This window comes from Salipiger sp. PrR003 (assembly GCF_010500785.1).
In the GTDB taxonomy this organism is placed as follows: Bacteria; Pseudomonadota; Alphaproteobacteria; order Rhodobacterales; family Rhodobacteraceae; genus Salipiger; species Salipiger pacificus_A.
This window is the reverse complement of record NZ_JAAGOV010000028.1, coordinates 110,706-135,725: the sequence shown is the minus strand read 5'-3', so window position 1 is coordinate 135,725 and position 25,020 is coordinate 110,706. Positions and strand designations below refer to the sequence as shown.

The following is a 25,020-nucleotide window of genomic DNA, read 5'->3' as shown; positions in this document are numbered from 1 at the left end:
CCGGCCTTTCACGTTGGGGCGTGCGCCCCGCCTCGCCCTTCACCTCTTCACCGCATATCCGCATGGGAGCTTTCCGATGCCCGCACCGAAGACGTCCCTCGCAGCGCTGGCGCTGCTGCTTTCCTCGACCTCCCTCTCCGCCGCGATCTGCGACTACCGGCCAAGCCGGCTGGTCGGCGACACGGTGACCGGCGCGGCCGCTGCGGCCACCGGCGCGGTTGCGCATGTCGCAGGCCAGCGCCGCGGCGATGGTGGGTTCTACACGCTGGTCAACGCCACCAGCGGGCTCACGCTGCTCGGCGGCAAGCTCGCTGCCTCGGGCGGCGCGGCGGGGCTGCTGGAGGGGGGCAGCGCGGCCGCCGCCGCGGCCATGGCCAACCCGATGGTCTGGGTGCCCGCGTTGATCCTCGGCGCCGGAGGCGCGGGCTACGAGGCCACCTGCGCCTATTTCGTCGACGAGCGGATCACCGATTACTCCCAGGTGCTGATGATCATGCGGGACTTCGAGGCGCATTCCGATCCGAGCTATTTCCGGCTCGAGGAGAACACGCTGAACCCCTTCATCGAGATCCACGACGAGGCGGGCAGCCGCGCCACCTATCGGATCGAGGATCTCTATATCGTCGACGGCATGCTCAAGCACCGGAGCTGGGGCCCGAACCGCAAGATCGGCCGCGTGGTCTTCGTGCCCGACGATGCGCCGAGCGAGGCGGTGCCGGAGGGCTCGGTGGTCGAGATGCCTGCGCCGGAGGCCCCGGCCTCCGCCCTTTCCGCTCCCGCAGCGCCCGCGCCCGTGAGCCCAGATGCGGGCGCGGGCGAGCTACCCGCGATGCCCGCAGCGGAGCCCATGCCTGCTCCCGAATGAACTCGGGCGGCCTAGCTCATATAAGAAGAGCCGCCCCCGAGGGGGCGGCTCCAGGATGACCGTCGTTGAGGGGGTTCACTCGGTCATCGTCTCGGGACCGGCAGGCGCGCGCTCTTGCAGCATCGCGAGGATGCGCTGGTTGAGCTCGGGGTCGGCCTGCGCCGCCTGGCCAATCTCATTGTAGGTGTTCACGTCCATTCCATCGGTCTCGTTCACCGCGTCGGCCATCTCGGCCTGCGCTTGCTCGACCAGGGCCTGCTTGCCCTCGGGCTCTTCCACCTGCTCGATCTGTGCCATGTAGTCCTGCTGAACGGCCTGGACCTCGGTTGCGGCGTCGACGAAGGCGGCCAGCTGCTCTTCGCTGAACTCCAGCGCGGGCGCGGCGGGGGCTTCGGCGGCCGGGGCTTCGGCGGGCGCCTCGGGGGTTGCGGTCTGCGCCATCACCGGGGCCAGCGGGGCCGCGACAAGGGCAGCGATGACGGTCGACTTAAGCAGGGTGCTCTTGAGGGTCATAGAAGTCTCCTTCCCAGAGTGCTTGCACGGGAACATCCCGTGGCTTGCCTCGAGAGCTAGGGGCGCCGCGGCTGCGCCGCAATGCAGCGATGGCGAAGCCGGCCGCCCGAGCAAGGAGTTGCCGGGAAGGCCCCGGGCCGCCAGCGGCGAGCCGCGCGTCAAATCCCCCCTGCGGAACCCCGCCGGACATTCACCGCCGGAAAGCAAACATGCGCCTGCCCTTTCACCTCGGCGTGAACGGCCCTTTTCCCGTGGGACGTTGAGCCCATCGAAGGGAGGACCCCATGAAACGCCTTGCCCTCGTGCTTGCGCTCCCGCTGGTCGCGGCCCCCGCCTTCGCCTTCCAGTGTCTTGCCGGCATGTCCACGATCGGTGCTGCGCTCGACTCGGGTCCCAAGCTGTCCGAGGCGGATCTCGCCCAGGTCCGGCAGCTGCGCACAGAGGGCGAACGCCTGCACGCCGCGGGGGAGCATCAGCACTCTATCGACATATTGGCCGAAGCCATGCCCATCCTCGGCATCAAATAGCCGCGAACCTCGCGGATGCGGGTCCGTGCCGGGGGATGAAGCCCTTTCCTCTCAGCCGCTTCGGATCCATGGTGCGCCCCCAAGGGCCCATCTTCGGGCCGCAGATGCAGGGAGGGCATCTTGGATCCACGCGCCGCCACCACCGTCTACGCCCGCTGGGCGCCAATCTACGACCAGACCTTCGGAGTGATCACCCAGGCCGCCCGCCGCGCCGCGGTGCGCAAGGTCACCGGCGCGGAGGGCATGCGGGTGCTCGAGGTCGGCGTCGGCACCGGCCTGTCGCTGCCGCTTTTGCCGCGGCACATGAGCGTCACCGGGGTCGACTACAGTTCCGAGATGCTCGCCCAGGCCGAGCGCCGGGTCGCGCGCATGGACTTGCCGCACATCGAGTCGCTGCAGCGCATGGACGCGCGTCACCTCGGCTTCGAGGATGCCAGCTTCGACCGGGTGGTGGCGATGCACATGATCTCGGTGGTGCCCGAGCCCGAGCGGGTCATGCGCGAAATCGTGCGCGTGCTGAAGCCGGGCGGGCAGCTGATCATGTCCAACCACTTCGCGAAGAAGAAGGGCCCGATGGCGCATCTGTCGCGGCACACCGCGAAACTGGCCGACCGCATCGGCTGGCATTCGGATTTCGACATCTCGGTGGTGCTGGACACGCCGGGGCTGAAGCTGCTCGAACGCCGCTCCCTGCCGCCGGTGGGGATGATGACCCTGCTCGTGCTCGAGCGCTGCGACGCGCCCTCCGCGGCGAACGACCCGGCCCGCCCGAAGAGCTGAGCCGGAGCGTCCGGGCTCAAGCCAGCATCTGGCCGTCGCCGCAGACCGAGATCGCCTGCCCCGAGATCGTCCGCCCCCGCGCGCTGGCGAGAAAGAGGATCTGGTCGGCGATCTGCTGCGGCGTCACGTATTCCTTGAGCGATGTGTAGGAAAAGGCTGCGGCCTCGACCTCCTCGAAGCTCTTCCCGAGCCGCTGCGCCTTGGCCTCGAGCACCCTGCGCTGGCGGTCGCCGGCGACGATGCCGGGCAGGATCGCATTGGCGCGGATACCGTCGCGGCCCAGTTCGATCGACAGCGACTTGGTGAAGCCGATCACGCCCCACTTTGCCGCGGCATAGGGCGTGCGCAGGGCAAAACCCACCCGTCCCGCCATCGACGAGAGGTTGAGGATCGAGGCATTGCCGCTCTGGCGCAGCGCCGGCACCGCATGGCGCACGCAGTGGAACTGCGAGCTGAGGCAGACCGAGAGGCATTGCTCCCAGGCCTCGGGGTCGATTTCCTCGACCGGGCTCGTCGGCCCGGCGATACCGGCGTTGTTGACCAGCACGTCGAGCCCGCCGAGTTCGCCAATGGCGCCTCGCATGAAGCTCTCGATTTGCCCCGCATCGGAAACGTCGCAGCGCTGCCACCAGACCTCGGCCGGAAGCGATGCCAGGGCCGAAGCGTCGATGTCGCAGGTTGCCACCCGAGCCCCCACGGCAACGAAGCCCTCGACGATGGCCCGCCCGATGCCCTGCGCCCCGGCGGTGACGATGACCCGTGCGCCCTCCAGTTCCAGGTTCATGGCAGGATCCTCCGACGGCTGTCTTCCATTTCCGCGGCGCCATAGGCGCGGATCAACTCCGCTGCGACGCGGATGTCCTCGGTCACCGCCTGCGCCGCCGCGTCGCCGTCACGGGCACGCAGCGCGTCGCAGAGCTGACGGTGATGGGTGCGCGAATGGTGCGTGCGCGAACGGCCGATTTCCTCTTCCAGCGGCACCTCCGCCTTCACCCCGATGTCGAAGTTGATGATCGGCCCAACCTTCAGCCAGAGCATGGTGATCATCTCCATCAGAACTTTCGAGCCCGCCGCCCGATAGAGCGCGAAATGCAGGTCCTTGTTGGCCGCCACCGCCTCGGGGCTGCCATAGGCCGTATCGAGGATCGCCTCGAACCGGTCGGCGAGCGCGAGGATGTCGTCGATCTCTTCGGGTGTGGCACGCTCGGCGGCGAGCCTTGCGGCCTGCGCCTCGGTGAGAACCCGCATTTCGGTGAGGTCGGCGAAGTCCTCGGCGCTCATCAGCGGCACCTGCACCGCGCGCTTCGGCTCGACCAGCAAGGCCCCGCCCGCCGCGAGCCGGCTCACCGCCTCGCGCACCGGCATCATCGACACGCCCAAGCGCTCGGCGAGATCGCGCAGCGAGATGCGGTCGCGTGGTTTCAATTGCCCCGACAACAGCATTTCGCACAGGGTCTCATGCACCTGTTCCGAGAGCGTGCGCGGCCGCTCTTCCGGCAGCCGCTCCTGAAGTTCGCCCATATTTACCGTTTCTCCCCGTTGACTCTTTGCGAGTCATTCTGCATCTGTGATCTCAGATCACACCAGAACGGGCAAGACCGCAACCGTTGATCCCGCGGCAAGGGAGGACTGACTGCCACGGGAACTCGGGTCACCAGAATCTGGTGTGATCTTTGGCACCCGCCCCGAGGAGGACCGCAATGCGCCTGACACGACCCGAGATCTGCCCGCCGGCGCCCTGCGCCCTGCGCGGCTGAGGCGAGACATCGACATGGCCAAGCCCCGCAAAGTCATCATCACCTGCGCCGTGACCGGCGCGATCCACACGCCCTCGATGTCCGAATATCTTCCCGTCTCCGCCTCGGAGATCGCCGAGGCCGCCATCGGCGCCGCCGAGGCCGGGGCCGCGGTGGTGCACCTGCACGCCCGCAACCCTGACGACGGCCGCCCGGACCAGACGCCCGAGGCCTTTGCCCCCTTCCTGCAGGTGATCAAGCAGGCCTCGGACGTGGTGGTCAACATCACCACAGGCGGCGCCCCGACGATGACCATCGAGGAGCGCATCCGCCCGGCGCAGACCCACCGCCCCGAGATCGCTTCGCTCAACATGGGATCGATGAACTTCGGTCTCTTTCCGATGCTCCAGCGCTTCCCGAACCTCGCGCACCAGTGGGAACGGGACTACGTCGGCAACAAGGACATCATCTTCAACAACAGCTTCGGGCAGATCGAGCACATCGTCACCACGCTCGGCGCGCTCGGCACCCGCTTCGAGTTCGAATGCTACGACACGGCGCATCTCTACAACCTGAAGTACTTCCTCGATCAGGGGCTGGTGAAGGGGCCGCTGTTCATCCAGACGGTCTTTGGCCTGATGGGCGGCATCGGCGCGCATCCCGACGACGTCATGCACATGAAGCGCACCGCCGACCGGCTGTTCGGTGACCAGTACCGCTGGTCGGTTCTGGGGGCGGGCAAGAACCAGCTTCCCATTGCCGCGATGGCCGCCGCGATGGGCGGGCACGTGCGCGTCGGGCTCGAGGATTCGCTCTGGGCCGGTCCCGGCCAGCTGGCGCGCAGCAACGCCGAGCAGGTTGGCAAGGCGCGGCAGATCATCGAGGGGCTGGGGCTGGACATCGCCTCCCCGGACGAGGCCCGCGAGATTCTAGACACCAAGGGCGCGGATGCCGTCGGCTTCTGAGCCGGGCCTGCGCGAAGGAATGCTCCCAGACTGCCCCCGTCGCCCCTCATTGCGCCGGGGGCTCTTTTTGATGGGGTGAGGAGCCGGGCGAGAGCCTGCCCGTGGGGTGGCGCAGCTCCGGCCGAGGTCAGCGCTTTATCCCAGCCAAGTCCGGACGACATACGAGCGTCGCGCAACGATGACAAAGCGCCAGCCCGCCGGGACGGGCAGGCGCTCGCCCGGCGGCCTTCGGCCTTGATTCCGGGCACCTCTGCCCTTCAAGGCTTGCGGAACAGCCGCGTCAGCTCGAACAGCGCGTCCAGCCGCTCGAAGCGCTCGCGCGCGTCGGGCCAGCGTTCCTCCTGCGCGGCAGCGACCAGCGCCTCGACCAGCGACAGGGTGGAGATGTTGGAATCCCAGGCCGAGGGGATCTCGACCCAGCAGTTGAACGCGTGTTCGGCCACGCTGGCGATCGGGCTCGACCATTGGTCGGTGATCAGGATCACGTGCATCCCGCGCGCCGCCGCGATCTCGGCCAGCCGCTGCAGGTTGTCCTCGTAGCGGCGGATGTCGAAGATCAGCAGCGTGTCGCCCTCCTCCATGTCCAGCACGTAGTGCGGCCATGTGGCGGAAGACGACGTCAGATGCGTCACCCGCGCCCGGATCGCCTGGAAATGGGTGAAGGCATATTCCGCCAGCGAACGGGTGATCCGCCCCCCGACCACGTAGAGCCGCCCCTCGGTTGACGCCAGCCGCTTCGCCGCCGCGTCGAACTGGCCCGCGTCGATATTCGTGAAGGTCTGCCGCAGGTTCTGCGTCACCGCCTCGGCGAAGCGGTTCAGAAGGTGCGACTCGGGCGCCTCCGAGGCCCAGACCGCACGCCGCGCCTCGGGACCCGAGACCTTGGCCTGCAGTTCCGAGAGCAGCGCCGCGTGAAAGGCCGGGTAGCCCTTGAATCCCAGCTTTTGCACCATGCGCGCCACGGTCGGCGTCGAGACCCCGGCATTGGCCGCGGCGGCAGTGATCGAGGCGATCCCCGCGCCGGGGTAATCGTCGAGCAGCGCCTGCGCGAACTTGCGCTCGGAGTTGGTCAGCTGCGCGTACTGCTCGCGTATGAGCTGGCGCACGGTGCCGGTCGGGCTGGTGTCCACGGGCTCCCCTTAGGTTCAGGTTCAAAAATTGGGCAGAAATCAGCGCCGCTTGGCGCCAGGTCCCTTCGACCCAAAATCGTTCTGAAAAAATATTGACGCATTATCTGGCGCGTGGAAAGGTTTTTCCAAAGACAGGGGGACAGACGTGTCGGAAGAAGACACCACCGCATTCGAAGTGAGCAGAGCCATGGGCCGCGGCCCGGCGCTCTTCCTCTGCGAGCACGCCTCGAACGCCATTCCCGCGCGCTACGACGGGCTGGGGCTGCACGAGGAGGACCGGCGCAGCCACGCCGCCTGGGATCCCGGCGCTCTGGCCCTCGCCCGGCGGCTGGCCGAGGCGCTCGACGCGCCGCTGGTTGCCGGAACCGTTTCCCGCCTCGTCTACGATTTGAACCGCCCACCCGAGGCCGCCTCGGCGATGCCGACAAAGACCGAGACAGTGGACGTGCCGGGCAACATCGGCCTCTCGCCAGAGGAACGCGCGCGGCGCACCCGCGAGGTCTACGATCCCTTCTGCGCGGCGGTGACCGGCACCGTGGTGACCCGCAAGACGCTGGAGACGCCCTTCGCGCTGATCACGGTGCACAGCTTCACCCCCTGTTGGTTCGGCGTGCCACGAGAGGTCGAGATCGGCATTCTGCACGACGCCGACAGCCGGCTTGCCGACCGCATCCTCGACGAGGCGAGCCGCCTGCCCGGCCGCTGCATCGCCCGCAACGATCCCTACGGCCCCGAGGATGGGGTGACCCATTCGCTGAAGCTGCACGGCATCGCCAACGAGCTACCCAACGTGATGATCGAGGTGCGCAACGACCTGCTCGCCGACCAGACCGGGATCGAGATGATCGCCGGAGAACTGCTGACCCTGCTGCGCCCGGCGCTGGCGGGTCTGGGACTGACGGAGACGGACAATGCCTGAAGCCATGGTCTGCTACGTGCGGATCATCGACAAGATGAACCGCGCCATCGGGCGTTTTGCCATGTACCTGCTCTTCGCGCTGATCGGCGTGCTGATCTGGTCCTCGGTCTCCAAGACCTTCTTCACGCCGACGCTCTGGACGCTGGAGACGGCGCAATTCATCATGGTCGCCTACTACGTTCTGGGCGGCCCCTATTCGATCCAGCTGGGCTCGAACGTGCGGATGGATTTCTTCTACGGCGACTGGTCGCCGCGCCGCCGCGCCATCGTCGATGTCATCACCATCTGGTTCCTGCTGTTCTACCTCGGCGTGCTGCTCTGGGGCGCGATCAGCTCGACCGCCTACAGCTTCGGCTATTTCGGCACCGAGCCCTTCAAGTTCTTCGGCGAGCTGATCTGGGCCTTCGTCACCGGCGGGCCCGACGCGGCGGGTGAGCTGATGGGCTATCTCGAACGCAGCCCCAGCGCCTGGCGCCCCTACGTCTGGCCGGTGAAGGTCATCCTGTGCTTCGGCGTCACGCTGATGATTTTGCAATGCGTCGCCGAGTTCTTCCGCGACATCGCCCGCATCCGCGGAGAGGACCTCTGATGTCGCAAGACCTGATCGCAATCGTCATGTTCTCGGGCATGCTGGGCCTGCTGCTGACCGGGCAGCGCGTGTTCGGCGCCATCGGCTTCGTCGCGGTCGTCGCGGCGCTCTGCCTCTGGGGCGACCGGGGCGGCTTCGACCTCGGCTTCGCCGCCTCGATCAAGCTGATGAAGTGGTATCCGCTGCTCACGCTGCCGATGTTCATCTTCATGGGCTACGTGCTGTCGGAATCGAAGATCGCCGACGATCTCTACAAGATGTTCCACGTCTGGATGGGCGGCCTGTCTGGCGGGCTCGCGGTGGGCACCATCGGGCTGATGGTGCTGATCTCGGCAATGAACGGGCTTTCGGTTGCGGGCATGGCCATCGGCGCCACCATCGCGCTGCCCGAGCTGCTGAAGCGCGGCTACGACAAGCGCATGGTCACCGGGGTGATCCAGGCGGGATCGAGTCTGGGCATTCTCGTGCCGCCTTCGGTGGTGCTGGTGCTCTATGCGATGATCGCCCGCCAGCCGGTCGGCCAGCTCTGGCTTGCAGGCGTGATCCCCGGCCTGCTGATGGCGGCGGCCTTTGTCATCTACATCGTCATCCGCTGCAAGCTGAACCCCGAGCTCGGCCCGATCCTGCCCAAGGCCGACCGCGACATTCCCATGGCCGAGAAGCTGCGCCTGCTGCGCGCCGGGCTGCTGCCGCTGGTGATCTTCTTCGTGATGATGGTGCCCTTCGTACGCGGATGGACCTCGCTGGTTGAAAGCTCGGCCATCGGTGCGGTCGCAGCCTTTGTCGCGGCGGTGCTCAAGGGCCGGATGACCCGCGAGGTCTTCGAGAACTCGGTGCGCAACACCTTGGGCGTGTCGTGCATGTTCATGTGGATCATCCTCGCGGCGCTCGCCTTCGGCGCGGTGTTCGACGGGCTGGGCGCGGTCAGCGCAATCGAGGAGCTGTTCACCGAGAAGCTTGGCCTCTCGCCATGGATGATCCTCATCCTGATGCAGCTGAGCTTCATCGTCATGGGCACCTTCCTCGACGACACGGCGATGCTGGTCATCGTGGCCCCGCTCTACGTGCCGCTGGTCGGGCACCTCGGGTTCGACCTGGTGTGGTACGGTGTGCTCTACACCATCACCTGCCAGATCGCCTATATGACCCCGCCCTTCGGCTACAACCTCTTCCTCATGCGCGCCATGGCCCCGCCGCAGATCGGCCTGCGCGACATCTACACCTCGATCATCCCCTTCGTGGCGGTGATGACCGTGGTGCTGGCGATCATCATGATCTTCCCCGAGCTGGCCCTGTGGCTGCCGGACCTCGTCTACAACAATTAACAACGAGACCCCCGCGAAACGGGGCGCAAACCTCAACCACGCAACAGGAGAGACAAAATGACCCTGACACGACGCAAGATCCTGAGCGGTGCCGCACTGGCCGCTCCGGCTGCGCTCGCGGCGCCCTCCATCGGCCGCGCGCAGGAGCCGATCAAGTGGCGCTTCCAGACCTATGCGGGCGCTGCCCTCGGCGAACAGGTGACCAAGCCGATCGTCGATTACATCAACACCGCCGCCCAGGGCGAGCTCGAGATCGAGCTCTACTACGCCGACCAGATCGTGCCCACCGGCGAGTTGTTCCAGGCGCTGCAGCGCGGCACCATCGACGCCGTGCACTCGGACGACGACTCCATGGCCTCGCCCACCCCGATGCGCGTCTTCGGCGGCTACTTCCCGTTTGCCACCAAGCACATCCTCGACGTGCCGGTGCTCTTCGAGCAATACGGGCTCGCCGATATCTGGCGCTCGGAATACGAAAAGGTCGGCGTGACCTGGCTTTCCGCCGCCGGTCAGGACCCGTGCAACTTCAACACCAAGAAAGAGATCACCAGCCTTGCCGATCTCGACGGGCTGAAGCTGTACACCTTCCCCACCGCCGGGCGCTTCCTGGCGCAATTCGGCGTGGTCCCGGTGAACATCCCCTACGAGGATGCGGAAGTCGCGGTGCAGACCGGCGAGCTTGACGGCATGGCCTGGTCGGGCATCACCGAGGATTACACCGTCGGTTGGGCGAACGTCACCGATTACTTCCTGACCAACAACATTTCCGGCGCCTGGATTGGCTCGATCTTCGTCAATCAGCAGCGTTGGGCCGACCTGCCCGAGCACCTCAAGACGCTGGTCATGTCGGGGATCAAGGCCGCAGACACCTATCGCAACCAGTGGTACTGGGGCGGCGAGGCCAAGCTGCGCGCCACCGGCGACAAGCTGCAGCTGCGCTCGGTGCCGCCGGAAGAATGGGCCGAGGTCGAGAACGCCGCCAAGGCCTTCTGGAAAGAGATCGCCCAGGAAAGCGAAGTCCACGCCAAGGTCGTCTCGATCTTCGAAGAGTACAACGGCGTCATCAACCAAGCCGGCCCGCCCTACAACTTCTGAGGCGTGCCGTCGCACCCCCTTTGGCCCCCGCTCAGCTATTGCGGGGGCCGATCCCCTCGCATAAATCTGCCATCATAATTTGATCAAATCTCCGCGCCCGCGCGCGGCGACACGTAAAAGCCCAGCAAGGAGCCCGCGGAATGACCGCCCCCCTGACCCTAGACGACCTGAAAAACGCCGCGCGCGCCGGCGAGATCGACACCGTCCTCGTTTGCGTCGTGGACATGCAGGGTCGTCTGCAGGGCAAACGTTTCCACGTCTCCAACTTCCTCGAGCATGCGATCGAGGAAACGCATTGCTGCAACTATCTCTTCGCCACCGACCTCGTGATGAGCACCCCCGAGGGCTTCGCATCTACCAGCTGGGCCTCGGGCTACGGCGACTACGTGATGAAGCCCGACCTCGCCACGCTGCGTCCCGTGCCCTGGCTCGAGGGCACGGCGATGATCCTGTGCGACGTGCTCGACCATCACGGCCACCCCGCCGCCGAGTCGCCGCGTCAGATCCTGCAAAAGCAGGTTGCCCGCGCCGAGGCCATGGGTCTCACCCCGATGATGGCGACCGAACTGGAGTTCTTCCTCTACGCCCGGTCGTACGACGAGATCCGTCACAGCGGTTGGCGCGATCTCGAGACGCTCTCGCCCTACAACCAGGACTATTCCATCCAGCTCACCAGCCGCGAGGAATACGTGCTGCGCCCGGTGCGCAACCACCTTTACGCCATGGGCGTGCCGGTGGAATGCACCAAGGGCGAGGCCGAGCACGGTCAGGAAGAGCTGAACATCCGCTACGCCGACGCGCTGACCTGCGCCGACCACCACGCGATTTCCAAGCACGCGGTCAAGGAAATCGCCCATCAGCAAGGCCACGGCGCCACCTTCATGGCCAAGTGGCACGCCGACAAGGTCGGCAGCGCCGCGCATATCCACCAGTCGCTGTTCCGCGGCTCCGACAACGCCTTCTACGACAAGGACGGCGCGCACGGCATGTCGCAGACCATGCAGCATTACGTTGCGGGCCTGCTGAAATACGCGCCCGACGTGACGCTTTTCCTTGCGCCCTACATCAACAGCTACAAGCGTTTCACCCCCGGCACCTTCGCGCCCACCAAAACCGCCTGGTCGGTGGACAACCGCACCGCGGGCTTCCGCCTCGTCGGCGAGGACACCAAGGGCGTGCGCATCGAATGCCGCATTCCCGGCTCGGACATGAACCCCTATCTCGCCTGCGCCGCGCAGCTGGCCGCGGGTCTTGCCGGGATCGAGGAAAAGCTCGAGCTGCCTGCCCCCGCGCAGGGCGACGTCTATGGCATGGACGACGTGCCGGATGTGCCCAATACGCTGCGCGCCGCCATCGAGGCGTTTGCCAGCTCGAAAATGCTGCGCGACGCCTTCGGCGAGACCGTCATCGAACATTTCGCCCATGCCGCCCGCGTCGAACAGCAGGACTTCGACAAGGCGGTCACCGACTACGAGCTGGCGCGCGGCTTCGAGCGCGCCTGAGGAGGCTTCCATGACAACCCTGAAGAATATCTCTCCCATCGACGGCTCGGTTTTTGCAACGCGCGAGACCCTGACCCTCGACATGGCCCGCGACGCCGCGAATTCGGCACGCATCGCGCAAGCGGAATGGGCTGCCCGTCCGCTCGCCGAGCGCATCGAGCTGGTGATGAAGGGCGTCGCCGAGATCGGCGCGCAGAACGACCAGATTGTCCCTGAGCTGGCGCAGATGATGGGCCGCCCGGTCCGCTACGGTGGCGAGTTCGGCGGTTTCAACGAGCGCGCTTCCTACATGGCCGAGATCGCCGAGGGCGCGCTCGCGGACATCGAGGTCGGCGAGGACGCGACCTTCAAGCGCTACATCAAGCGCGTGCCGCATGGCGTGGTCTTCGTGGTCTCGCCGTGGAACTACCCCTATATGACCGCGATCAACACCGTGGCCCCGGCGCTCATCGCGGGCAACACCGTGGTTCTGAAGGGCGCCACGCAAACGCTGCTCGTGGGCGAGCGGCTGGCCAATGCCTTCCACAAGGCCGGCGTGCCCGAGGCGGTCTTCCAGAACCTGTATCTCGACCATGACACCACCTCGGCCCTGATCGCCGAGGGCATCTTCAACTTCGTCAACTTCACCGGCTCGGTCGGCGGCGGCAAGGCCATCGAACGCGCCGCGGCGGGCACCTTCACCGGACTCGGGCTCGAGCTCGGCGGCAAGGATCCGGGCTACGTGATGGAAGATGCGGATGTGGATGCCGCTGTCGACACGCTGATTGACGGCGCCATGTTCAACTCCGGCCAGTGCTGCTGCGGGATCGAGCGCATCTACGTCCACGAGAGCCTCTTCGACACCTTCGTCGAGAAGGCCGTGGCGGTGGTGAAGGGCTACAAGCTCGGCAACCCGCTGGATGAGGCGACCACCATCGGACCGATGGCCAACGTCCGCTTTGCCGAGGAAGTCCGCGCGCAGATCAAAGAGGCGCTCGAGATGGGGGCCAAGGCCCATATAGACACCTTCCCCGAGGATGACGGCGCCGCCTATCTGACGCCGCAGATCCTGACGAACGTCAGCCACGATATGCGCGTCATGCGCGACGAGAGCTTCGGCCCGGTGGTCGGCATCATGAAGGTGAAGGACGACGCCGAGGCCATCGCGCTGATGAACGACAGCCCCTTTGGCCTGACCGCGTCGCTCTGGACGCAGGACGTGGAGCGCGCGCAGACGGTCGGCGATGCCATCGAGACCGGCACCGTCTTCATGAACCGCGCCGACTATCTCGATCCGGGGCTCTGCTGGACCGGCTGCAAGCAGACCGGTCGCGGCGGCGGCCTGTCGGTCATCGGCTACCACAACCTCACCCGCCCCAAGTCCTACCATCTCAAGAAGGTGACGAAATGAGCCTGACCGCCAACTGGTCCTACCCCACCGCCATCAAGTTCGGCGCGGGCCGCATCGCGGAACTGCCCGCCGCCTGCGCGCAGGCCGGCATCACCAAACCGCTGCTGGTCACCGACCGCGGCCTTGCCGCGCTGCCGGTCACCGAGAGCACCATCGCGGTGCTGGAAAAGGCGGGCATCGACTGCGGTCTGTTCTCGGACGTCGATCCCAATCCCAACGAGCGCAACCTTGCCGCAGGCGTGGCGGCCTATAACGCCGGCGGTTACGACGGCGTCATCGCCTTCGGCGGCGGTTCCGGCCTCGATCTGGGCAAATGCGTGGCCTTCATGGCCGGGCAGTCGCGGCCCGTCTGGGACTTCGAGGATATCGGCGACTGGTGGACCCGCGCCGATGCCGACGCCATCGCCCCCATCGTCGCCGTGCCGACCACCGCGGGCACTGGCTCCGAGGTCGGCCGCGCCGGCGTGCTCACCAACTCCGAGACCCACGAGAAGAAGATCATCTTCCATCCCAAGATGCTCCCTGCCGTGGTGATCTGCGATCCGGAGCTGACCGTCGGCATGCCCAAGGCGATCACCGCCGGAACCGGGCTTGACGCCTTTGCCCATTGCGTCGAGGCCTTCTCCTCGCCGCACTACCATCCGATGTCGCAGGGCATCGCGCTCGAAGGCATGCGGCTGGTGATCGAGTACCTGCCCCGCGCCTATGCCGACGGCAGCGACATCGAGGCGCGCGCCCAGATGATGAGCGCCGCCGCCATGGGCGCCACCGCCTTCCAGAAGGGTCTCGGCGCGATCCACGCGATGAGCCACCCCATCGGCGCGGTCTTCGGCACCCACCACGGCACCACCAACGCGGTCTGCATGCCCGCGGTGCTGAAATTCAACGCGGACGCCATCCGCGAGCGCTTTGACAAGGCGGCGGGCTATCTCGGCATCGAGGGCGGCTTCGACGGCTTCTGCGCCTTCGTGGATGAGTTCAACGACAGCCTCGGCGTGCCCAAGGGGCTGACCGCGCTCGGCGTGACCGAGGCGGCGATCCCCGAGCTGGTCAAGGGCGCGATCAAGGATCCGTCCTGCGGCGGCAACCCCGTCGAGCTGACCGAGAAAAACCTCGAGGCGCTGTTCCGCGACGCGATGTGAGCCACCTGGACTGAGACTTCCGGGCCGGGGCGAAAGCCCCGGCCCTTGTCGTTTGCGCGGGGCGGGTGAAGGCGCCGGGCCGACCCGCATGATCATTTTGCCGCCCACCTCTGTTGCGCTAAGCTCCTCTCAGGCACCCGGAGGATCCGCCATGCATGCGCCCACGCCCTTCACCCTGATGGCCCGCAACAACGCCTGGGCGAACGAGACGCTCTACACCGTGCTCGCGGCGCTCACCGAGGAGGAGTTCACCGACCCCCGCCCCGGCTTCTTCCCCTCGCTCAGCCTGACGATGAACCACATCCTTCTGGTCGACCTCTATTACATCGACGCCTTGGAGCGCGGCGGGCTTGGGCTCTCGCTTTGGAACCGCCCGCAGATCGACGACCCGGCAAAGCTCGCCGAAGAGCAGGCAAAGACCGACCTGCGCCTGCTCGCCCTCTGCGAGGCGCTGACCCCCGAGACGCTGAGGGAAAGCCGCCTCACCCAGCGCCGCTCCGGTCCGGTGCACGAGACGGTCCAGCCGCTGCTGCTGCACCTTTTCCAGCATCAGATCCACCACCGCGGACAGGCCCATGTGCAGTTGCAGGACGCCGGTTACGCCCCGCCGCAGCTCGACGATTTCTACCTCGAACATGGCCGCGTTGCCTCGGCGGCGGCCTGGTTCCCGCACTAGTCCCACGCGCCCCCTTGCACATGCTCCCCCGACGTCGCCTTATGGCGCCGACGCACGAACGGGGTACGGATGATGACGAAGACGGTGGCGGTGATCGGCGCGGGCATCGTGGGTGTGAGCACGGCGATCGAGTTGCGCCGCGCCGGGCACGAGGTGGTGCTGATCGACCGCGAAGGCCCGGCCTCGGGCACCAGCCACGGCAATGGCGGGGTGCTCGCCGCGGCGGGGGTGCTGCCGGTGACCGGGCCGGGGCTCTGGAAAAAGGCGCCGAAAATGCTGCTCGACCCCGACCAGCCGCTGTTCCTGCGCTGGTCCTACCTGCCCAGGCTGATGCCTTGGCTGATGCGCTACATGTCCCATGCGAACGCCGAGGCCGCCCTGACCCGCGCCCGCGCCATCGCGCCCTTGCTCGGCGACAGCCTCGCGGATCACCTCGCGCTCGCCGGCGGCACCCCGGCAGAGAAATGGCTCATCCCGTCGGATTACGTCTTTGCTTATCCCGACCGCGCGGCCTTCGAGGCCGATGCCTTCGGCTGGAAGACCCGGAGCGATCTCGGCTATGCGCACGAGGTGCTCGAGCACGGCGCTTTCCAGGCCTACGACCCGGCGATGAGCGCCGACTTCACCCTCGGCGTGCGCCAGCCGAACCACGGCCGCATCACCGACCCGGGGCACTACGTGAAGGACCTTGCCGCCCATGCCCAGACCCTCGGCGCGCGGCTGGTGATCGGCGAGGTGCGGGATTTCGTCGAGGAGGGCGGCAGGTTGAGCGGCCTCAGAATCGGCGGCGAGACCCTGCCCTGCGATGCCGCGGTGGTCGCCACCGGCGTCTGGTCCGGCCCGCTGGCAAGGCGCCTTGGCCTCAAAGTGCCGCTGGAGAGCGAGCGCGGCTACCACCTCGAACTCTGGGAGCCTTCGGTCATGCCGAAGTCCCCCGTCATGTTCGCCGCGCAGAAGTTCGTCGCCACCCCGATGGAAGGCCGCCTGCGCCTGGCCGGGATCGTCGAATTCGGCGGGCTCGACGCACCGCCCTCCGCCGCGCCCTTCGACCTGCTGCGCCGCTCCATTCGCAAGGCGATGCCGGGGCTCACCTGGGCGCGCGAGGTGGAATGGATGGGACACCGCCCCTCGATCGCCGACTCGCTGCCTGTGATCGGCGCCGCGCCGGGCCTCGCGGGCGCCTACGTCGGCTTCGGACACGATCACGTCGGCCTCACCGCGGGGCCCAAGACCGGACGGCTGCTGGCGCAACTGGTTGCGGGGCAGAGGCCCAACATGGATCTCGCGCCCTTCGCGCCGGACCGCTTCTCGTAAGACCTGCCCGCGATGCGCCTCCTGCCGTTCCTCGCCCGCCATGCCCGTTGGCTCATGCTCATCGGCCTCGCCTTCGGCATCGCCCTGCCGCAGGCGGCGCAGGTCGTGCGGCCGTGGTTGTCGGAGCTGGTCGCGCTGATGCTCTTCGTCGCGGCGCTGCGCATCGGCCCGCGCGCGGCGCTCGGCGCGGTGCATCACCTGCGCGGCACGCTGGGGGCGCTGCTGGTCTTCCAGCTGCTCTGCCCGCTGGTCCTGATCGCCCTCGCCGCCGCCTTCGGCCTGCTGCAAAGCCCCGCGGCGCTGGCGCTGATCCTGCTCATGGCCGCGGCACCTTTGGCCAGCAGCCCGAACCTGACGCTCATGGTCGGCGGAGCGCCCGGCCCGGCGCTGCGCATGCTGATCCTCGGCATGCTGATCCTGCCCGCCACCACCCTGCCGGTCTTCGCCCTGCTGCCTGCCTTCGGCGGTGCTGCGGGCATTCTCGGCGCCGCGCTGAAGCTGCTGCTGGTCATCCTCGCAGCGACCGGGCTGGCCTTCGCGCTCCGCCCGCGCCTGCTGCCGCGCCCCGGCCCCGCGGCCCTCGCCCAGCTCGACGGCGCCTCGGCGCTGCTGATGACCACCATCGTGCTTGCCCTCACCTCCGAGATCCGCCCCGCCCTGCTGGAGCGCCCGCTCGAGCTGGCAGGCTGGATGGCCCTGGCCTTTGCCGCGAACCTTGGCCCGCAGGCGCTGATCCTCTGGCTACGCGGGCGCGGCGGACGCAGCGGGGGCGGCGAGGCGCTGGACGCGCTGGCGATGATCGCCGGCAACCGCAACATCGGCATCTTCCTCGTCGCCCTGCCGGCGCAGGTGACCGACCCGCTGCTGCTGTTCATCGGCTGCTACCAGGTGCCCATGTTCCTGACCCCGCTGCTGATGACCCCGCTCTACCGCCGCGCCCGCGCCGCAGGGGTTGGCTTTGCCGATCAGGCCGCTATCACCGGCACAGACAACGGAGACCGCAATGCCCCTCAATCCCGCCGATGACGCCTTTGCCGAGACCCTGAGCCGCGCGCTGCCCGAGGGCACGCTGCGCCGTACCGAGCCGCGCTACCTCGAAGAGCCGCGCGGCCGCTGGCTGGGCATCTCGGGCTGGGTGGCGCTGCCGCGCACCGTCGAAGAGGTCTCGGCCATCACCCGCGCCTGCAACGCGGCCCGCGTCGGCCTCTTGCCCTACGGAGGCGGCACCGGGCTCGTCGGCGGGCAGATCGCCCCCGACGGCCCCGCCCCGCTGATCCTCTCGCTCGAGCGCATGACGGCCATACGCGCCACCTACCCCGAGGAGAACGTGCTTGTCGCCGAGGCCGGCGCGGTGCTGGCCGACGTGCAGGCTGCCGCGCTGGAGCGGAACCGCCTTTTCCCGCTCTCGCTCGCCTCCGAGGGCACCGCGCGGATCGGCGGGCTGCTCTCGACAAACGCCGGCGGCGTCAACGTCCTGCGCTACGGCAATGCCCGCGAGCAGGTGCTCGGGTTGGAAGCCGTGCTGCCCGACGGCACGATCTGGCACGGGCTGAAGCGGCTGCGCAAGGACAACACCGGCTACGACCTGCGCGGGCTGCTGCTCGGCGCCGAGGGCACGCTGGGGGTGATCACCGCCGCCGCGCTCAAGCTCTCTCCAGTGCCCGCCGCCACCGGCACCGCGCTGCTCGCCGTCGAAAGCCCCGCCGCCGCGCTCAGCCTGCTGGCGCTGGCCCGCGAACAGCTCGGCGAGATGGTCAGCGCCTTCGAGCTCATCGGGCGCATGGGGTTCGACTTCCTTGCCGAGGCGCTCCCCGAGGTGCGCCAACCCTTCGCCGAAGCACCGGCGTGGTGCGTTCTGGTCGAGCTCGGCCTCGCGCAGGGCATGGACCCGGAGACGGCGCTCGAGGCCCTCTTTACCGCCGGCATGGAGGCAGGCCTCGTCAGTGACGGGCTGGTGGCCCAGTCCGAGGCGCAGGCACAGCAATTCTGGGACATCCGCGAGCGCATCCCCGAGGCCAACCGCCACATCGGCGCCATCGCCAGCCATGACGTCTCGCTGCCGCTGAGCGCCCTGCCCGAATTCATCGAGACCGGGCTGACAAGGCTGGCAGAACTCGGCGAATTCCGGGTCAACTGCTTCGGCCACCTCGGCGACGGGAATCTGCACTACAATGTCTTCCCCCCGAAGGGCCGGAAGAAGCAGGACTACGTCGATGTCCGCGCCGATGTGCAGCGCTGCGTGCACGATCTCGTCCACGAGATGGGCGGTTCGGTCAGCGCCGAGCATGGCATCGGCCGCCTGAAGGTCGACGATCTAGAGCGCTACGCCGACCCGGCCAAGCTGGCCGCCATGCGCGCCATCAAGGCGGCGCTGGACCCTGTGGGGATCATGAACCCGGGCGCGGTGATCCGCAGCTGACGCCCGCGTCCCGTCCGGCGGGGCGGCGCAGCGCCGCCCCGGCCTTGCTCAGGCAGGCGACTTGTAGGCCTGCGCCGCCTTGCCCGCTTTCTTCTGCATCTCCATCAGCTCTTGCGCCGAAAAGGCCCGGACGGTCTGGATGTTGCTCACCATGCCCGAGGCTCCGACCCCGATGAGGCTGGCCAGCAGGTCATGCACGTCGGAGACCTCCGCGATCACCATCCAGTCGGTCGGTCCGGTCGTGGCATAGAAGGACAGCATCTTGCCGCCGCCCGCCTCGACCACCGAGCGCGCGCCCTCTTCGCGGTCGCTGGGATTGGCGATCATGCCCTTGAGGGCCGCCGCCGTGTAGCACCCCGTCACTATGAATGTCGGCATACCGAGTCCTCCCGGGTAGGACTCACGGGTCGTCCTCTGCACAACGCAGGCCGATCCGGCCCGCATCCTCCCGGGTAGAATGATACCACAGTCCAAGCTCGGTGCGGCGACCGGAAGCGTGTCAGCGGACGGGGATCACCCGCAGGTGCGGCTGCCGGTGCGCGCTGCGCGCTCCGAACGGATCATCTCCAGCTCGTTCTCCACCGCGGTGCCGGAATTGACCGCCTCGTCGGCGGTGACATCGGCGCGGGCGTTGCGCTCGCGCAGGACACGTGCGGCGCCCATCGTGTCCCGGGCGTTGCGCAGCACCACGACCCTCTGCAGCTCCGAGGCGCTGGTGCTGCCGCCCATCGCCGCATCAAGCTGGTCGAGCGCGGCGAGCGCCTCGTCGTGACGGCAGGCGATGGCAAGTTCGGTGACTTCTGCGGACATCCCGCCCCCGCCGGTCGGGCCGGAGGTCTGCGGCGGCGCGGAATGGGTGCAGGCGGCGATGAGGAGCGGGCCGAGGGCGATGACCGCCGGAGCGCCGGTCAGCCGGGACAGGATGGGCAAATGCATGGTCTTTTCCTCATGTTAGGTCATCCTGCGGTCCGCGCGGCGCAGCCGCGCCGCGATCCCGCCTTCGCGGATGCTGCGCGGCTTGTCCGACCAATTCAAGGCATCGGTCGCGCCCCACCACAAAACCGGCACGGGACCGTGGCCCGTCTACAGCGGTCAGATAGACCGGAGGGATGGATCGGCCAGACGCGAACCGGAAAACGGCCTGTGCCGGAGCGAGGTCAGTTCCACCAGGGACCGTGGTGCGCCTCCTTGCCATCCACCCGGTCGAAGCCGTGGCGGCCGAAGAAATCCCGCTGCGCCTGGATCAGCGCCGCCGTGCCGCGTGGCTGGCGCAGCGTGTCCCAGAACTCCAGCGCCGAGCCGAGCACCGGCAGCGGATAGCCCGCCGCGATCGCCCCCGAGACCAGCCGCCGCAACGCCGGGATGCCCGCCTCGAGCACCGGCGCAAAGCGCGGCGCGAGGAAGAGTTGCCCTTCGGGCGGAGTCTCGCGGAAGGCGGCAGAGATGTCGTCCAGAAGCCGCGCCCGGATAATGCAGCCGGCGCGCCAGATCTCGGCGATGCGGGCAAAGTCGAGCTGCCATCCGTATTCGGCAGAGGCGGCTGCGAGGATGCGGAAGCCCTGCGCGTATTCGAGGATACGCGCCGCCAACAGCGCCGCCTCCAACTCTTCGAAGTCCGGCGCAAAACTGGCCCGATCAGAGCCGAACGCCGCGCCCGCAACCTCGCGCAGGTCCTTCTCGGCGGACCAGGCCCGCGCCGCGACGGCCCCCTCGATCATTGTCGCCGACTGGCCGAGTTGCACGGCCTCAATGGCGGTCCAGCGGCCGGTGCCCTTCTGCCCCGCCCTGTCGAGGATGGCATCCACCATCGGCCCATGTCCCAGCGGGTCGTCGTAGGAGAGCACTGTGCCGGTGATCTCGAAGAGGTAGCTCTCCAGCGGGCCGTCGTTCCAGCGGGCGAACTGCGCGCCGACCTCTGTTGGCGACAGGCCCGCGCCATGGCGCAGCAGGTCGTAGACCTCGGCGATCATCTGCATGTCGGCATATTCGATGCCGTTGTGCACCGTCTTTACGAAGTGCCCAGCCCCGTCCGGCCCCATGCGGTCGGCGCAGGGGGCACCATCGAACTGCGCGGCGATCTTCGACAGGATCGGCTGCAGCCCGGCCCAGCTCTCCTCGGAGCCGCCGAACATCATCGAGGGCCCATGCCGCGCGCCCTCTTCGCCGCCCGACACGCCGAGGCCGACGAAATGCAGCCCGTGCTCGGCGAGTTGGGCGCTGCGGGCGCGGGTGGCGTGGAAATCGGCATTGCCGGCGTCGATCACCGTGTCGCCTGTCGCGAGCAGCGGGATCACCTGCGCGAGAAATTCATCCATCGGCGCTGTCGAGGGGATCATCGCCAGCAAGAGCCGCGGTCTTGGCAACGCGGCGATCAGCTCTTCCAGCGTGTCTAGAGCGGTCACATGCGCCGCGAAGGGCGCGGCGCGGGTCATGAACTCCGCGATAGGCGCATCGCTGCGGTTCGACACGGCGATGTCGATGCCCTTGTCGGCCATGTTGAGCGCCAGCGCCGCCCCCATCGTGCCCAATCCGTAAATGCCGATCCGCGGGTCTGCCATGCCAGCCTCCTGTGCTTCTGCTGCGGAAGATAGCGATACCAGAGCCCCGGGCAAGCCGCCGATACGGGTCCGCGATGCACATGCACTGTGCGTCCCCCATGCTTGGGAATAGCGTGTCCCAAGACGCAAGAAACCGGGCGCTGCCGCCCGGCTTCCTCTCTTTCAGAATACGCCGGGCGAGACTGGCCTCAGGCGAGCGGGGGCAGAGCCCCCTCCCCGTGCCCGACGCATCACGCGCCGAGACACCAGCGCATGATCGCCTTCTGCGCGTGCAGACGGTTCTCCGCCTCGTCCCAGATCACCGACTGCGGTCCGTCCATCACCTCCGAGGTGACTTCCTCGCCGCGGTGCGCCGGCAGGCAGTGCATGAAGAGCGCGTCCTTGCCCGCGGCCTCCATCAGCTTCTCGTTCACCTGGTAGGGGCGCAGCATGTTGTGGCGCCGCTCCTTGGCGCTCTGTGCGTCATGCATCGACACCCAGGTGTCGGCCACGATCAGGTCGGCGCCCTCGACCGCCTTGAAGGGGTCGCGCTCGATGGTGATGCTGGCGCCCTCGTTGCGCGCCAGCCCGACGAACTCCATCTCGGGATCGAGCTGCACCGGGCCGGTGAAGGTCAGGTCGAAGCCGAAGCGCCCGGCGGCATGCAGGAAGGACGAGCAGACGTTGTTGCCGTCGCCGCACCAGACAACTTTCTTCCCCTTGATCGGGCCGCGGTGCTCCTCGAAGGTGAGGATGTCGGCCATGATCTGACAGGGGTGGGTGCGGTCCGTGAGACCGTTGATCACCGGCACCGTCGCAAACTCGGCCATCTCGGTCAGCACTGCCTCGTCGAAGGTGCGGATCATGATCATGTCGACAAAGCGCGACAGCACCCGGGCGGTGTCGGCGATGGTCTCGCCATGGCCGAGCTGCATGTCGTTGCCCGAGAGCACCATGGTCTGCCCGCCCAGCTGGCGCACACCGACGTCGAAGGAGACGCGGGTTCGGGTCGAGGGCTTCTCGAAGATCAGCGCCACCATGCGCCCGTCGAGCGGGGTCTCGTCATCGGCCATGGCCTTGGGGCGGCCGTTGCGGCTGTCCTTGATTGCCTTGGCGCTGTCGATGATCCCCCGCAGGTCCGCCGGGTCGGTTTTGTGAATGTCGAGAAAATGGTTCATCTGTCGGGTCTTTTTGTTGGGCCGGGGTTGGGGGCGCTGCCCCCGTCCGCGCGGCGCGCGAACTCCCCCGGGATATCTTGGCCTAGAAGAAACTCAGGCAGTCCTCAGGCGGTCACCTGGGCGGCAACCTCCAGAGCGGTGGCGGTGGCGTCGAGACGGTCTACGGCCTCGGCGATCTCTTCCTCGGTGATGGTGAGCGCCGGCAGAAGGCGCACGACATTGTCCGCGGCGGGCACGGTGATCACCAGCTTGTCGTAGCCGGCCTTGACGAAGTCCGCCGGGGCGACCTTGGTCTTGAGGCCGATCATCAACCCCTGGCCGCGGACCTCCTCGAAGATCTGCGGATGCGCCGCGACGAGGCCCTCAAGCTTCTGGTTCAGCAGGCCGGCCTTGCGGCCCACCTCATCGAGGAATCCGCCCTCGGTCAGCACGTCCATCACCGCGCCGCCGACGGCGCAGCCCAGCGGGTTGCCGCCATAGGTCGAGCCATGGGTGCCGACGGTCATGCCAGAAGCGGCCTCTTCGGTGGCCAGCACCGCGCCGAGCGGGAAGCCGCCGCCGATGCCCTTGGCGACCATCATGATATCGGGCGTGATACCGGCGAACTCATGGGCGAAGAGACGCCCGGTCCGGCCCATGCCGCATTGCACCTCGTCGAGGATCAGCAGGATGTCCTTGTCGTCGCAGAGCTTGCGCAGCGCCTTCAGCTGATCGTCGGGCAGCGGGCGAATGCCGCCCTCGCCCTGGATCGGCTCGATGAGGATGGCGCCGGTCTGCGCGTCGATGGCCGCCTCCAGCGCGTCCATGTCGCCAAAGGGCAGATGCTTGAAGCCGGGCAGGATCGGCCCGAACCCCTTGACCATCTTCTCGGAGCCCGCCGCCGCGATGCCCGCCGAAGACCGGCCGTGGAACGAGCCGGTGAAGGCGATGATGTCGGTCTTCTCGGGCTGCCCCTTTTCGTACCAGTACTTGCGCGCCATCTTCACCGCGAGCTCGCAGCTCTCGGTGCCGGAGTTGGTGAAGAACACCGTGTCCGCGAAAGTGGCGGCCACGAGCTTGTCGGCCAGCGCCTGCTGTTGCGGGATCTCGTAGAGGTTCGACACGTGCCAGAGCTTGCCCGCCTGCTCGGTCAAGGCCGCCACCAGCGCGGGGTGGGCATGGCCGAGCGCGTTCACCGCGATGCCGCTGCCGAGATCGAGAAAGCGTCGTCCGTCCTCCTCGATCAGCCAGCAGCCTTCGCCCTTCACGAAGTGAAGCGGCGCGCGCGAATAGGTCGGCAGGACGGAGGGGATCATAGGGGCTTCCTCTGCAATGAGGCCCGATTGGTGCCAAGGGCCCGGGGCCAAGTCAAGTTTTCAAGGGAGTGTCTGACGGACAAACGACGGCACGCGCCCGTATTGGGCACGGAAGGGAGAGCTCAGGCTCGTCGGATTCGGATCGCTTGCGTCATGCGCAGGCTCTTGCCGGGTTTCCCCGCGTAAATCAAGCGCCTTGCGCGGATCAGCCCGCAAACGGGTCGTCCGGGTAGCCGACCCCCATCAGGTAGAGCCCATCCGGCGGGCAGACCGGCCCGCAGGCGGCGCGGTCGGCGGCCCCGAGCGCGTCCCTAACGTCGGAAGGTGCCCAGCTGCCCGCGCCGACCCGCTCCAGCGTGCCAACGATCGAGCGCACCTGGTTGTGCAGGAAGCTCCGGGCGCGCAGGTGGAAATGGAACTCGCTGCCTGCGCCGGTCTCGACCTGCTCGATCCGGCACTCGTCCAGCGTTTTCACTGGCGAGGCGGCCTGGCACATGGTCGACCGGAAGGTGGTGAAATCGTGCAGACCGATGAGATGCGCCGCGCCCTCGCGCATCGCCTCGAGCGACAGTTTGTTCATCACTCGCCAGACCTGCCCCGTTTCCAGCGTCGCGGGCGCGCGGCGCACAAGCACCCGGAAGAGGTAACGCCGCTCCGTTGCCGAGAAGCGCGCGTGCCAGTCGTCCGCGACGGCGGCGCAGGCGCGGATCGCCACGGGCGCGGGCTTGAGGTGGAAGTTCAGCGCCTCACCAAGGCGGAACGGATCCCAGTCCTTTTGCATGTCGCAATGCGCCACCTGCCCGCGGGCGTGCACGCCCGCGTCGGTGCGCCCGGCGGCGGCTATGGTGTGCTCGCGGCTCTCGAGTTTCGCCAGCGCAGCCTCGATCGCCCCCTGCACCGAGGGCTGATCCGCCTGACGCTGCCAGCCCGCGAAGGGCCCGCCGTCATATTCCACCAAAAGCGCGTATCTGGGCATGGGCAGCCCCTTAGCGCGCCGCCGCGCGCCCATCAATCCCCGCCGCGACCCGGCGCATTCTTCTTGGTCCAAATATCCCGGGATGGAGTCGCCGCAGGCAGAGAGGGGCAGTGCCCTGCCCGCAACCCGGCCCCGAGGCACTGGCAT

At 67.7% G+C, this 25,020-nt stretch carries 25 protein-coding genes; 15 read left to right on the top strand and 10 right to left on the bottom strand.

Annotated features, from left to right (window positions below; translation table 11 throughout):
* Positions 1–76 precede the first annotated feature (76 nt).
* A complete protein-coding gene (locus G0D83_RS05860; protein WP_164190496.1) occupies positions 77–865 on the top strand; it encodes a hypothetical protein in 789 nt (262 codons plus the stop codon).
* Positions 866–940: 75 nt separating this feature from the next.
* Here G0D83_RS05860 and G0D83_RS05855 read toward each other — a convergent pair whose 3' ends face one another.
* Entirely contained in the window at positions 941–1,378 is a 438-nt protein-coding gene (locus G0D83_RS05855; RefSeq protein ID WP_164190494.1) for a DUF4168 domain-containing protein, read from the bottom strand.
* A 284-nt stretch (positions 1,379–1,662) separates the two neighbouring features.
* On the opposite strand from G0D83_RS05855, the gene G0D83_RS05850 reads away from it, so the two are divergent.
* A complete protein-coding gene (locus G0D83_RS05850) occupies positions 1,663–1,905 on the top strand; it encodes a hypothetical protein (RefSeq protein WP_164190492.1) in 243 nt (80 codons plus the stop codon).
* Between the two features lie 120 nt (positions 1,906–2,025).
* Entirely contained in the window at positions 2,026–2,685 is a 660-nt protein-coding gene (locus G0D83_RS05845; RefSeq protein ID WP_164190490.1) for a class I SAM-dependent methyltransferase, read from the top strand.
* A gap of 16 nt (positions 2,686–2,701) precedes the next feature.
* On the opposite strand, the gene G0D83_RS05840 is transcribed toward G0D83_RS05845, so the two are convergent.
* A complete protein-coding gene (locus G0D83_RS05840) occupies positions 2,702–3,469 on the bottom strand; it encodes an SDR family oxidoreductase (RefSeq protein WP_164190488.1) in 768 nt (255 codons plus the stop codon).
* Positions 3,466–4,206 (bottom strand): GntR family transcriptional regulator, encoded by a 741-nt coding sequence (locus G0D83_RS05835; protein WP_164190486.1) that lies wholly within the window; start codon positions 4,204–4,206, stop codon positions 3,466–3,468. Before G0D83_RS05835 ends, G0D83_RS05840 begins: the two co-directional genes overlap by 4 nt.
* A gap of 250 nt (positions 4,207–4,456) precedes the next feature.
* Here G0D83_RS05835 and G0D83_RS05830 point away from each other — a divergent pair, with 250 nt between their 5' ends.
* A complete protein-coding gene (locus G0D83_RS05830) occupies positions 4,457–5,386 on the top strand; it encodes a 3-keto-5-aminohexanoate cleavage protein (protein ID WP_108967532.1) in 930 nt (309 codons plus the stop codon).
* Between the two features lie 257 nt (positions 5,387–5,643).
* Here the strand turns inward: G0D83_RS05830 and G0D83_RS05825 are convergent, their stop codons facing one another.
* Positions 5,644–6,516, bottom strand: coding sequence for a MurR/RpiR family transcriptional regulator (locus tag G0D83_RS05825; protein WP_108964846.1), 873 nt, complete (start codon positions 6,514–6,516; stop codon positions 5,644–5,646).
* A gap of 187 nt (positions 6,517–6,703) precedes the next feature.
* Here G0D83_RS05825 and G0D83_RS05820 point away from each other — a divergent pair, with 187 nt between their 5' ends.
* The 11 genes from G0D83_RS05820 to G0D83_RS05770 all read left to right on the top strand — a co-directional run bounded on the left by G0D83_RS05820 (position 6,704) and on the right by G0D83_RS05770 (position 18,887).
* Positions 6,704–7,435, top strand: a complete 732-nt coding sequence (locus G0D83_RS05820; protein WP_164190539.1) for an N-formylglutamate amidohydrolase — start codon at positions 6,704–6,706, stop codon at positions 7,433–7,435.
* The gene (locus G0D83_RS05815) at positions 7,428–8,024 is read left to right on the top strand and encodes a TRAP transporter small permease subunit (RefSeq protein WP_164190484.1); all 597 of its coding nucleotides are present in this window, start codon (positions 7,428–7,430) and stop codon (positions 8,022–8,024) included. The genes G0D83_RS05820 and G0D83_RS05815 overlap by 8 nt, the downstream gene beginning before the upstream one ends.
* The gene (locus tag G0D83_RS05810; protein WP_108964843.1) at positions 8,024–9,349 is read left to right on the top strand and encodes a TRAP transporter large permease subunit; all 1,326 of its coding nucleotides are present in this window, start codon (positions 8,024–8,026) and stop codon (positions 9,347–9,349) included. Before G0D83_RS05815 ends, G0D83_RS05810 begins: the two co-directional genes overlap by 1 nt.
* A 57-nt stretch (positions 9,350–9,406) precedes the next feature.
* A complete protein-coding gene (locus G0D83_RS05805) occupies positions 9,407–10,444 on the top strand; it encodes a TRAP transporter substrate-binding protein (RefSeq protein WP_108964842.1) in 1,038 nt (345 codons plus the stop codon).
* A 140-nt stretch (positions 10,445–10,584) separates the two neighbouring features.
* The gene (locus G0D83_RS05800; RefSeq protein ID WP_164190481.1) at positions 10,585–11,946 is read left to right on the top strand and encodes a glutamine synthetase family protein; all 1,362 of its coding nucleotides are present in this window, start codon (positions 10,585–10,587) and stop codon (positions 11,944–11,946) included.
* Positions 11,947–11,956: 10 nt separating this feature from the next.
* The gene (locus G0D83_RS05795; protein WP_164190479.1) at positions 11,957–13,336 is read left to right on the top strand and encodes an aldehyde dehydrogenase family protein; all 1,380 of its coding nucleotides are present in this window, start codon (positions 11,957–11,959) and stop codon (positions 13,334–13,336) included.
* Positions 13,333–14,478, top strand: coding sequence for an iron-containing alcohol dehydrogenase (locus G0D83_RS05790; RefSeq protein ID WP_164190477.1), 1,146 nt, complete (start codon positions 13,333–13,335; stop codon positions 14,476–14,478). The genes G0D83_RS05795 and G0D83_RS05790 overlap by 4 nt, the downstream gene beginning before the upstream one ends.
* A gap of 151 nt (positions 14,479–14,629) precedes the next feature.
* The gene (locus G0D83_RS05785) at positions 14,630–15,154 is read left to right on the top strand and encodes a DinB family protein (RefSeq protein ID WP_108964838.1); all 525 of its coding nucleotides are present in this window, start codon (positions 14,630–14,632) and stop codon (positions 15,152–15,154) included.
* Between the two features lie 72 nt (positions 15,155–15,226).
* On the top strand, positions 15,227–16,468 hold the full coding sequence (locus G0D83_RS05780) for an FAD-binding oxidoreductase (protein WP_164190537.1): 1,242 nt from the start codon (positions 15,227–15,229) through the stop codon (positions 16,466–16,468).
* A 12-nt stretch (positions 16,469–16,480) separates the two neighbouring features.
* Positions 16,481–17,494: a hypothetical protein gene (locus tag G0D83_RS05775; protein WP_203594885.1), complete on the top strand. Its 1,014-nt coding sequence runs from the start codon at positions 16,481–16,483 to the stop codon at positions 17,492–17,494.
* On the top strand, positions 17,472–18,887 hold the full coding sequence (locus G0D83_RS05770) for an FAD-binding oxidoreductase (RefSeq protein ID WP_164190474.1): 1,416 nt from the start codon (positions 17,472–17,474) through the stop codon (positions 18,885–18,887). The genes G0D83_RS05775 and G0D83_RS05770 overlap by 23 nt, the downstream gene beginning before the upstream one ends.
* A 48-nt stretch (positions 18,888–18,935) precedes the next feature.
* Here G0D83_RS05770 and G0D83_RS05765 read toward each other — a convergent pair whose 3' ends face one another.
* From G0D83_RS05765 to truA, 6 genes are all read right to left on the bottom strand, one after another.
* Entirely contained in the window at positions 18,936–19,265 is a 330-nt protein-coding gene (locus G0D83_RS05765; protein WP_164190472.1) for a GYD domain-containing protein, read from the bottom strand.
* Between the two features lie 135 nt (positions 19,266–19,400).
* Positions 19,401–19,823, bottom strand: a complete 423-nt coding sequence (locus tag G0D83_RS05760; RefSeq protein WP_164190469.1) for a hypothetical protein — start codon at positions 19,821–19,823, stop codon at positions 19,401–19,403.
* Positions 19,824–20,044: 221 nt separating this feature from the next.
* A complete protein-coding gene (gene gndA, locus G0D83_RS05755) occupies positions 20,045–21,445 on the bottom strand; it encodes an NADP-dependent phosphogluconate dehydrogenase (protein ID WP_164190467.1) in 1,401 nt (466 codons plus the stop codon).
* A gap of 230 nt (positions 21,446–21,675) precedes the next feature.
* Positions 21,676–22,602, bottom strand: a complete 927-nt coding sequence (gene argF / locus G0D83_RS05750; protein ID WP_108964833.1) for an ornithine carbamoyltransferase — start codon at positions 22,600–22,602, stop codon at positions 21,676–21,678.
* A gap of 104 nt (positions 22,603–22,706) precedes the next feature.
* On the bottom strand, positions 22,707–23,897 hold the full coding sequence (locus tag G0D83_RS05745) for an aspartate aminotransferase family protein (protein WP_164190465.1): 1,191 nt from the start codon (positions 23,895–23,897) through the stop codon (positions 22,707–22,709).
* A gap of 205 nt (positions 23,898–24,102) precedes the next feature.
* Positions 24,103–24,873 carry a tRNA pseudouridine(38-40) synthase TruA gene (gene truA, locus G0D83_RS05740; protein WP_164190462.1) on the bottom strand — a complete coding sequence of 257 codons (771 nt, stop codon included), beginning with the start codon at positions 24,871–24,873 and terminating at the stop codon, positions 24,103–24,105.
* Positions 24,874–25,020: the final 147 nt, after the last annotated feature.